General features: G+C 74.1%; 6 protein-coding genes. 1 reads left to right on the top strand and 5 read right to left on the bottom strand.

Features of this window, described 5'->3' with window-relative positions:
* Positions 1–46: 46 nt before the first annotated feature.
* The 3 genes from KOV94_RS17145 to KOV94_RS17135 form a co-directional block, all read right to left on the bottom strand.
* On the bottom strand, positions 47–3,307 hold the full coding sequence (locus tag KOV94_RS17145; protein ID WP_308160622.1) for a glycoside hydrolase family 9 protein: 3,261 nt from the start codon (positions 3,305–3,307) through the stop codon (positions 47–49).
* Positions 3,308–3,564: 257 nt separating this feature from the next.
* Positions 3,565–4,512, bottom strand: a complete 948-nt coding sequence (truB, locus tag KOV94_RS17140) for a tRNA pseudouridine(55) synthase TruB (protein WP_124342832.1) — start codon at positions 4,510–4,512, stop codon at positions 3,565–3,567.
* Complete coding sequence (locus tag KOV94_RS17135) at positions 4,509–5,081, bottom strand: TetR/AcrR family transcriptional regulator (RefSeq protein WP_235843430.1); 573 nt, start codon at positions 5,079–5,081, stop codon at positions 4,509–4,511. The genes truB and KOV94_RS17135 overlap by 4 nt, the downstream gene beginning before the upstream one ends.
* 77 nt (positions 5,082–5,158) lie before the next feature.
* Between KOV94_RS17135 and KOV94_RS17130 the strand changes: the two genes are divergently transcribed.
* Positions 5,159–6,631 carry an MFS transporter gene (locus tag KOV94_RS17130; RefSeq protein ID WP_218052717.1) on the top strand — a complete coding sequence of 491 codons (1,473 nt, stop codon included), beginning with the start codon at positions 5,159–5,161 and terminating at the stop codon, positions 6,629–6,631.
* Between the two features lie 118 nt (positions 6,632–6,749).
* Here KOV94_RS17130 and rbfA read toward each other — a convergent pair whose 3' ends face one another.
* Positions 6,750–7,193, bottom strand: coding sequence for a 30S ribosome-binding factor RbfA (gene rbfA / locus KOV94_RS17125; protein WP_124342830.1), 444 nt, complete (start codon positions 7,191–7,193; stop codon positions 6,750–6,752).
* 167 nt (positions 7,194–7,360) lie between these two features.
* Positions 7,361–9,871 (bottom strand): translation initiation factor IF-2 (infB, locus tag KOV94_RS17120; protein WP_218052716.1); only part of this gene is annotated, 2,511 nt, incomplete at its 5' end.

The raw sequence follows: 9,871 nt of genomic DNA, 5'->3' as shown, positions 1-9,871 counted from the left end.
GCCCCGGCGGGGGGGGGCCCCCCCCCGCGCCGTGGTGGACCGTCCGTCAGCTGCGCGGCCGGTCGATGAGGAGCGCCGCCGGCTCCGTCCGCACGGAGCCCTCGGCGTTCGTGAACACCGCGCGGTACTGCGTCGTCGCGGCGAGCACGGTCACCGGGACCCGCAGCGTCGTCGACGTCGCCCCCGGGATCGTGTGCCACGACCCGCGGGCCCAGCGCACCTGCCACGCGACGCGCGGCTCGGGGTACCCGTCGGCGGCGGCGCGGAACGTGGCGACCGTGCCGAGCCGGGCCTTGACGTCCGCCGGCTGCTGCGTGACGACCGGAGCGCCCCGCTGCACGGTGAGGCGCGCGGCGGCCGACTCGACCGATCCGGACGCGTTCGTGAACACCGCCCGGTACCGGTTGCCGTCGGTGCTGCCGGTCGCGCGGACCGTGAGCGACGCGCCCGTCGCGCCCCGCACGTCCTTCCAGCCACCGCGAGCGCCCTTCACCTGCCACTGCACCGACGGCGCGGGGACCCCGCCGGCCGCCGCCGTGAACGTGGCGTCGGTGCCCACGCGGGCCGTGGTGTCCACGGGCTGCTGCGTGATCGTGGGCGCGACTGCGGCCGGCTCGCCGGCCCCCTGGTCGGCGACCCACGACGCGACCCAGGACAGCGCCGAGTTCCAGTTGACCGTGATCTCGTTCGTCGACCACGCCTGGATCTCGTCGACGTAGCACGCCGAGGGCGCGCAGCCCGCCGGGAAGGCGGCCTTCGTCGTCGGGTCCCACGTGCCGGCCTGCGAGTTCGGGCCACCGGCGAGCGAGCCGGGCGGCGGGCTCGGCAGCGACGGGTCGAGCTGGTGCGCGAACCACCGGCTGTGCTGCTGGTGCGAGGCGACCTCGCCCCAGCCCGTCACGTACGACTGGTTGAGCGCGTTGCGTCCGAGCAGGTAGTCGAGCCCCTCGAGCGTCGACGCACGGAACCTCGCGTCGCCGGTGAGGTCGTACGCCGTCGCGACCACGACGAGGTTGTTCGCGACCTGCGAGCTCGATCCCCACACGTACTGGCCGCCGGGCGGCGAGTACAGGGAGCCGAAGCCCTGCTCGGCCTGCGCGGCGAGGTACTCCTCGGCACCCGCGACGACCGACGCGCGGACGTCGTCGCGGTCCGGCAGCGCGCTCGGGACGGTCGCGAGGTCGAGCCGGCCGAGCGCCGCGACGCTCCCCCAGCTGAACCCGTCCGCCGTGAACACGTCCGCCGTGTGGAGCGGGGACGACGTCACAGCCTGCGCGAACGCGTCCTCTCCGGTCGTGAGGTACAGCTCCGCGGCGGCCCAGTAGAACTCGTCGGACACCTCGGAGTCGTCGTACGCACCGCCGCCGTCCGCACCGGCCTCGCCGGGCGCGTAGAGCGCCGGGTGCGCCTGCGCGGCGGCCCACGTCGAGCGCGCGGCGTCGAGCAGCGTCTGCGCGAACTGCGGGTCGTACTCCTCGAACAGCCGCGCACCCTGCGCCGCGACGGCCGCCAGGTTGAGCGTCGCCGCCGTCGACGGCCGGTGCAGCGAGCGCACCTGCGGGTCGTCGGCCGGCAGGAGCGGCAGGCCGGTCCAGCCCTCGTCGTGCACCTTGTGGTGCACCATCCCCGCGTACTCGCCCTCGGGGACGATCATCGAGAGCATCCACTCGAGCTCCCAGCGCGCCTCGTCGAGCACGTCGGGCACCTCGTTGCCGTGCTCGGGCACGTCGAGCGTGCCGTCCGCGAGCGCGTCGGCCGTGCCCGCGTGCAGCGCGCGCTCGTAGGTCTGGAGCAGCTGCCCGACCGCGATGCCGCCGTTGACGACGTACTTGCCGTGGTCGCCGGCGTCGTACCAGCCGCCGCTCACGTCGAGCCGGTAGTCGCACGTCCAGCCGTCGTAGTAGTCGCGCGGGCCGATGCAGGGGACGTCCGTGTCGCCCTGGTTGGGTGCGACACCGACGTGCCCGGCCTCGCGGGCGTACTCCTCGCCGACGACGTCGGCCTCGATCTCGGTGCCCGAGCGCGCGAGGTAGAAGTAGTTCAGCGCGTCGTACCGGAGCTGCTGGTAGAGGTCGGCCTCGATGTCGAACGGGCGGCTCGTCTCGCCGTCCGCGACGAGCGTCCAGCCCTCGCCCTCGGTCGTCACGTCGGAGAAGTCGATGACGTGCACGGCCTGCTCGGCCGACGCCTCGACGCCGCGCGGCTCGCTCGTGCCGTCCGCGACGACCGCGCCGTCGGCGTCGTGCAGCTCCCACGCGACCGCGTCGGTCGCGTCGGTCACGAGCGTCGCGCGCTTGGGGCCGAACGGCAGGTAGCCGACCTGGTTGACGCGCACGCGCGGGCCCGTGTCGGGCTCGTACCCGGGAGGCGGCGTCGCGGACGTCCTCAGCGAGACGTCCGAGATGCAGAACTCGTAGGGCGCGGCCTTGCCGAGGTGGAACGCGAGCTGGCCGGGTGCGGTCCCGTCGGGCGGGAACGTGAGGTTCGACGTGAACGCGTACTCGAGCGTCGTCGGCTCACCCGTGAGCGGTGCGGAGCCCTGCTCGAACGCGGTCCGGTAGGCGCCGCCGCCCTCGCCGACGATGACGCGCACCGGCATGTCGGGCGTCGCGCTCGCGGTGAACGACAGGACGTAGTTCTCGCCCTCGTCGACGGGCAGCCCGTTGTACGACAGGCCCGCGTCCCAGGGGTTGGCCTGACCGCCCGGCAGGTCGACGCACATGCGGCCGTCGGCGAAGACCGGGTCGCTCGTGCCGTACAGCGACCACGGGCCGAGCGACTCGGCGAAGGAGGTGTGCGACAGGAGCTCGACGTCGGAGGACAGCGACACGTCGTCGAGGCAGAAGGTCCACGCGTCGGCGCTGAACCCGCCGAGCTGGAAGGCGATCTGACCCTCGGGGTCGTCGGGTGCGGGGGTCGCGGGGTACGTCGCGGACGCGGTGAACGTCTCGCTGACCTCGCGCGGGTCGGACGTGAGGTCGGGACTCGTGTCGAGCACGGTGCCGTACGGCGCGCCGTTCTGGCCGACGAGCGCGCGGATCGTGACGTCGGTCGAGGCGCTGGCCGTGTAGGCGAGCGTGTAGCTCGAGCCCTGCTCGATCGCGACGCCGTTGAGGACCACGCCCACGCCGTACTGCGCCGACCCGGCCGGCACGTCGACGCACAGCGCGCCGGTGCTCGTGTCGATCGGGCCGTCGGTGCCGTAGGCGACCCAGCCCTCGGCCCCGGACTCGAAGGTCCCCTCCCCGATCTGCGACACGGCGAGCGCCGTGCCGCTCCCTGCCAGCGCGAGCGCGACGGTCGCCACGACGGCCGTCGCGCCTCTGCGCGCGTGTGATGACGTGCGAGAAACCACTCTGTCTCCCCTGTCGTAGGAGCGCTCCCATCGCGTGAGCGGGAGCACCGGTGCGGCGGCGGCAGGTTAGGCAGGCGCAGCCCCTCGAGAGAAGCGAATCGATCTGACCAAATCGATTCGGTACCGCGACGAGCGACGACCCGACGGCCCGGCCGTCCGCTCGCACGGACGCGCCCGTGCGGCGGGCAGCGGCGACGGTCCCGACGCCGTCAGGTCGAGGCAGGGGCGAGCACGAGCACCGGGCGGACCCGCGGGCCGCGCTCCTCGACGAGCGCCACGAGCGTGCCGCCCGGCCCGAAGGCCGCGACGGTGCCCGACGGCCCGCCCGGGACCGGTGCGAGCGACTGCCCGTACGACAGCGCGCGCTCCTCCGCGTCCGTGAGCTCGCGGACCGGGAACGTCGCCCGCGCCGCGTCGGCCAGCGGCAGCACGGGCAGCGGTGCGTCCTCGGGCTCGGCGCCCAGCTCGTCGAGCGTGCGGGCGACGTCGAGGCCGAAGCCCCCGACGCGCGTGCGGCGCAGCGCCGTCAGGTGCCCGCCGACGCCCAGCGCCACGCCCACGTCGCGCGCGAGCGCACGCACGTACGTGCCCGACGAGCAGACGACCGTGACGTCGACGTCGAGCGCCGGCACCCCGTCGACCACGACCGCGCGGCGGTCGTGCACGTCGAAGCGCGACACCGTCACGGGACGGGCGGCGAGCTCGACCTGCTCCCCCGCCCGGACGCGTGCGTACGCACGCTCACCGGCGACCTTGATCGCCGACACCGAGCTGGGCACCTGCTGGATCGGTCCCGTGAGCGCCGCGACCGCTGCGCCGAGCGCCGCGTCCGTCACCCCGGACGCGTCGCGCGCCGCCACGACCTCGCCCTCGGCGTCGTCGGTCGTCGTCGCCACGCCGAGCCGGACCGTCGCGGTGTACTCCTTGTCCGCGCCGACGACGTACGTGAGCAGCTTCGTCGCCCGGCCGATGCCGAGCACGAGCACGCCCGTGGCCATCGGGTCGAGGGTGCCGGCGTGCCCGACCTTGCGCGTCGCCGCGAGGCGGCGGGTGCGCGCGACGACGTCGTGGCTGGTCCAGCCCTGCGGCTTGTCGACGACGACGAGGCCGTCGGCGGCGGTCGGACGTCGCGGGCCGGTGGGGGTCGGGCGGCTCACGCGATCGGCAGGTGCTCGAGCGTGCACAGGACGAGGCCGTCCATCCCGCTGTCCTCGCCGGTGTGCCGGTGGGCGTCCACGGCGAGCAGGACGTTGATGAGCATCCCTTGCGCGACGAACAGGCGCGCGTCGTCGTCGGTGCCACCCGACCGCTCGCGGAAGAGGCGGAACGCCTCCCCCAGCGTGTGGCGCGCGACGCGCCCGACCTCGTCGTCGCCGCCGGCGATGAAGCCGTGCATGAGCAGGCGCAGCAGGTCGCGGTCCTCGAGCAGGCTGACGTACGCGTCGCCCATGCGCTTGCCGGCCTCGGGGCCCGCGGGGACGCTGCCCAGGGTCGCGAGGACCTGCTCGCTCGCCTGGCGGTAGGCCTCGAGGAAGAGCTCGCGCTTGGACCCGAAGAGGCGGACGACGTACGGCTGCGACACCCCGGCCGCGCGCGCGACCTCGTCCGTCGACGCGGCGTAACCGCCCTCGCCGAAGACGCGCCGCGCGGCGGCGAGGATCTGCTCGCGCCGCTCGGCGCCGGTCATGCGCTGCGGGGCGCTGGTCTGGTCGGTCGTGGACGGCACCTTGACAGGTTATCAGCCGATGCCTACGTTCGCCCTTGTTAGTAATCACTCAATGCCAACAAGCCCGAGGAGTCGACGTGACCTCCACCGCCACCGCACCTCCCCCGAGCGCGAGCCCCGCCCCGAGCCGGACCGACCGGCCCGCCGGACGCCGAGGCAGCCGCGCCGTCCCGGTCGGCGTCGCGCTCGTCGCGGCGTCGCTCCCCATGTTCATGGCGACGCTCGACAACCTCGTCATGACGACCGCGCTCCCCGTCCTGCAGGTCGAGCTGTCCGCGTCGCTCGAGCAGCTGCAGTGGATGGTCAACGCCTACACGCTCTCGTTCGCGAGCCTCATGATCGCCGCCGCGACGCTCGGCGACCGGCTCGGACGCCGCCGGGTCTTCGTCACCGGCATCGCGGTCTTCGCCCTCGCGTCCATCGCCTCCGCGCTCGCGACCGACGCCGGCACGCTCATCGCCGCGCGGGCCGTCCAGGGCGCCGGCGCCGCCGCGGTCATGCCGCTGTCGCTCACGCTGCTGGCCGGGTCCGTCCCCGCGGCGCGCCGGGCGATGGCCATCGGCATCTGGGGTGCCGTCTCCGGGCTCGGCGTCGCGCTCGGCCCCGTCATCGGGGGCGCCGTCGTCGACGGCATCGCGTGGCAGGCCATCTTCTGGATCAACGTGCCCGTCGCGATCGTCGCGATCCCGCTCGTGCGCTGGGCGCTGCCCGAGTCGCACGGCCGGCGTCAGCCGCTCGACGTGCCCGGGCTGCTCCTCGCCGGAGGCGGTGTGCTGTCGACCGTGTGGGCGATCATCCGCGGCGACGACGACGGCTGGGGCTCCGCCCGGGTCGTCGGAGGCCTCGTCCTCGGCGCTGTCCTGCTCGTCGCGTTCCTGCGCCGCGAGTCCCGCACGGACCACCCGCTGGTCCCGCTGCGCCTGTTCCGCGTCCGCTCGTTCAGCGTCGCCAACGCCACCGCGCTGCTGTTCTCCGTCGGCGTCTTCGGGATCGTCTTCCTGCTCTCGCAGTACCTGCAGGTCGGCCTCGGCTACTCGCCGCTCGAGGCGGGTCTGCGCACGCTGCCCTGGACGGCCGCGCCCATGCTGGTCGCACCGCTCGCCGGGATGCTCGCACCGCGCGTCGGCGTCCGCCCGCTCCTCACGGCGGGCCTCGCGCTGCAGGCCGCGGGCCTCGCGTGGCAGGGGCTGCTCGTCGGCGGCGACGTCGTCTACGCCGACCTCGTGCCGGGGCTCGTCCTCGCCGGTGTCGGCATGGGCCTGACGTTCGCCCCCAGCGCGACCGCGGTGCTCGCCGACATGGGCGCCGACGACCACGGCACCGCGAGCTCCGTCAACGCGACCATCCGCGAGCTCGGCGGCGCGCTCGGCGTCGCGGTCCTCGTCGCGGTCTTCCAGGCCGCCGACGGGACGCTCACCCCCACGGGCTACACCGCCGGGCTGCAGCCCGCGATGCTCGTCGCCGCCGCGATCGTCGGCGTGGGGGCGGTCATCGCGCTCGCGATGCCCCGCTCCACCGGCCGGGGCGTCACCGGGGTCGCCGCGCACTGACACCTCCCGGGACGCGCCGAGCCCCCGACCGGTTCCGCACCGGTCGGGGGCTCGTCGTCGTCCAGGTGGCGCCGCCCGTGGGGCCGCGCCGTCGTCCTCACCCGGAGGACGTCGCTCGTCAGGCCTGAGCGTCCTCGTCCTCGTCGCCGGGACGGCGGTACGGGTCCGCCTCCCCCGCGTACGACGCCTGCGCGGCGAGCGCCGCGACCTCGGCGTCCCGACGTGCGGCCTCGACCAGCGCCGCGTCGAGGTGCGCCGCGGTCTCCGGCACCGCGTCCAGGTGGAACGCGAGCGTCGGGGTCAGCCGGATGCCGGTCTGCTTGCCGACCTCCGAGCGGATGACGCCCTTGGCGCTCTCGAGCGCCTTCGCGCTGCCCTCGCGCGCCTCGTCGTCGCCGTACACCGTGTAGAAGACGTCGGCGTGCTGCAGGTCGCCCGTCACGCGGACGTCCGTGACGGTGACGAACCCGAGGCGCGGGTCCTTGATGCGCGTGTCGAGCATCTGCGCGACGACCTGCTGGATCCGCTCCGCCAGCTTCCTGGCCCGTCCAGTGTCAGCCATGACACGTCCTTTCTCTAAGCCCAACCAGCTAGAAGCCTCGCACGTGGACGCACGGAGGGCTCGGTGCCCTGTCCGCGGCCGTGGTGGGGCTGGCAGCCGGTCGCCCCGTGAGGGGCGACCGGCCGGAAGGCCGCGGACAGGGCACCGAGCCCGGCCGCTACGAACGATCAGACGCGCGGCTTCTCGCGCATCTCCCACGTCTCGATGACGTCCTCGACCTGCAGGTCGTTGAACGACCCGAGACCGATACCGCACTCGAAGCCCTCGCGGACCTCGGTGGCGTCGTCCTTGAACCGCTTGAGCGACTCGATCGTGAGGTTGTCCCCGATGACCTTGCCGCCGCGCAGCACGCGGGCCTTCGTGTTCCGGCGGATGAGGCCCGAGCGCACGATGGAACCGGCGATGTTGCCGAACTTGGAGGAGCGGAAGACCTCGCGGATCTCCGCGGAGCCGAGCTGCACCTCCTCGTACTCCGGCTTGAGCATGCCCTTGAGGGCAGCCTCGACGTCGTCGATCGCCTGGTAGATGACCGAGTAGAAGCGCACGTCGACGCCCTCGCGGTCGGCCAGGTCCTCGACGCGCTCCGCGAACTTCACGTTGAAGCCGATGATGATCGCGTTGTCGACCGTCGCCAGGTTGACGTCGTTCTGCGTGATGGCACCCACACCGCGGTGGATGACGCGCAGGTCGACCTCCTCGCCGACGTCGATCTTGAGCAGCGCGTCCTCGAGCGCCTCGACGGCACCCGACACGTCGCCCTTGAGGACCAGGTTGAGGGTCTCGACCTTGCCCTGCGCGAGCGCCTGCGTGAAGTCCTCGAGGCTGATGCGCTTGCGGCGCTTGGCCAGGAGGGCGGCGCGCTCGGCGGCCTCGCGCTTCTCGGCGATCTGACGTGCCGTGCGCTCCTCGGGAGCGACCAGCAGCGTGTCACCGGCGCTCGGCACCGACGCCAGGCCGAGGACCTGGACCGGACGGGCCGGACCCGCCTCGGCGACGGTGTTGCCGTGCTCGTCGAACATCGCCCGGACGCGGCCGTGGGCCGTGCCCGCGACGATCGCGTCGCCGACACGCAGCGTGCCGGACTGGACGAGCACCGTCGCGACGGCACCGCGGCCCTTGTCGAGGTTCGCCTCGATGGCGACACCGCGCGCGTCCTTGTCGGGGTTGGCCCGCAGGTCGAGCGCCGCGTCGGCCGTCAGCAGGACGGCCTCGAGCAGCTGGTCGATGCCCATGTTCTGCTTCGCGGAGACGTCGACGAACATGGTGTCGCCGCCGTACTCCTCGGCCACGAGGTTGTACTCGGTGAGCTGCTGGCGGATCTTGGCGGGGTTGGCCCCCTCCTTGTCCACCTTGTTCACCGCGACCACGATCGGCACGTTGGCGGCCTGCGCGTGGTTGAGCGCCTCGATCGTCTGGGGCATCACGCCGTCGTCGGCCGCGACCACGAGGATCGCGATGTCCGTGACCTGCGCACCACGGGCACGCATGGCGGTGAACGCCTCGTGACCCGGGGTGTCGATGAACGTGATGGCCCGCTCGTTGCCCTCGTGCTCCTTGGTGACCTGGTAGGCACCGATGTGCTGGGTGATCCCACCAGCTTCGCCGGCCACCACGTCCGTGGACCGGATGGCGTCGAGGAGCTTGGTCTTGCCGTGGTCGACGTGACCCATGACGGTGACGACCGGCGGGCGCGCCTGCAGGTCGTCGTCGCCCTCGGCCTCGAGCTCGGCGTCCAGGTCGATGTCGAAGGCCCCGAGCAGCTCGCGGTCCTCCTCCTCGGCCGACACCATCTCGATGACGTAGCCCAGCTCCTGGGCCAGCGCACCGAACGTGTCCTCGTCGAGCGACTGCGTCGCGGTCGCCATCTCACCGAGGTGGAACAGGACCGTGACGAGCGCCGCCGGGTTGGCGTCGATCTTGTCGGCGAAGTCGTTCAGGGACGAGCCGTGCCGCAGGCGGATGACGGTCGAGCCGTTGCCGCGCGGGACGCTGACGCCACCGAGCGACGGGGCCTGCATCGCCTCGAACTCCTGGCGCTTCGCGCGCTTCGACTTCCGCCCACGGACGGGGCGCCCACCGGCGCGACCGAACGCACCCTGCGTGGAGCCGCGACCGGCACCACCGGGACGACCGCCGCCGCCGGGACGACCGGCGAAACCGCCGCCGCCGCCGGGCGCACCGCCGCCGCCACCGGGACGACCGCCGAAGCCGCCACGACCGCCGCCGCCACCACCACCGGGACGACCGGCACCGGCCGGACGCTCACCGGGGCGGCCGACGCCGCTCGACGTGCGGCCCGGCATCATGCCGGGGTTGGGACGCGGACCGCCCGGACGCGGACCACCCGGACGGGGGCCGCCGGGACGGTCGCCACCGCCGGCCGCGGCCGCGGGGGCCTCGGGACGACGGTCGCCGGGACGGGGCATGCCCTGCGAGGGCGCGAACGGGTTGTTGCCCGGGCGGGGACCGCCGGGACGGGGACCGCCGCCGCCGGCACCGGGGCGCTCGCCCTGGCGCGGCATGCCCTGCGAGGGCGCGAACGGGTTGTTGCCGGGACGCGCCGCGGGGCGCGGTGCCGGACGGCCGCCGGGGGTCGGCGCGGAGCCGCCGGGGCGGCCCTGACCGGGAGCGGCGGGACGGGACGGCGCCGGGGCGGGCGCGGCCGACGCGGCCGGAGC

This window comes from Cellulomonas algicola (assembly GCF_019024305.1).
GTDB classification, from domain to species: Bacteria; Actinomycetota; Actinomycetes; order Actinomycetales; family Cellulomonadaceae; genus Cellulomonas; species Cellulomonas algicola.
Note: the sequence above shows the minus strand (reverse complement) of the source record. Positions and strands in the feature narration are given on the sequence as shown.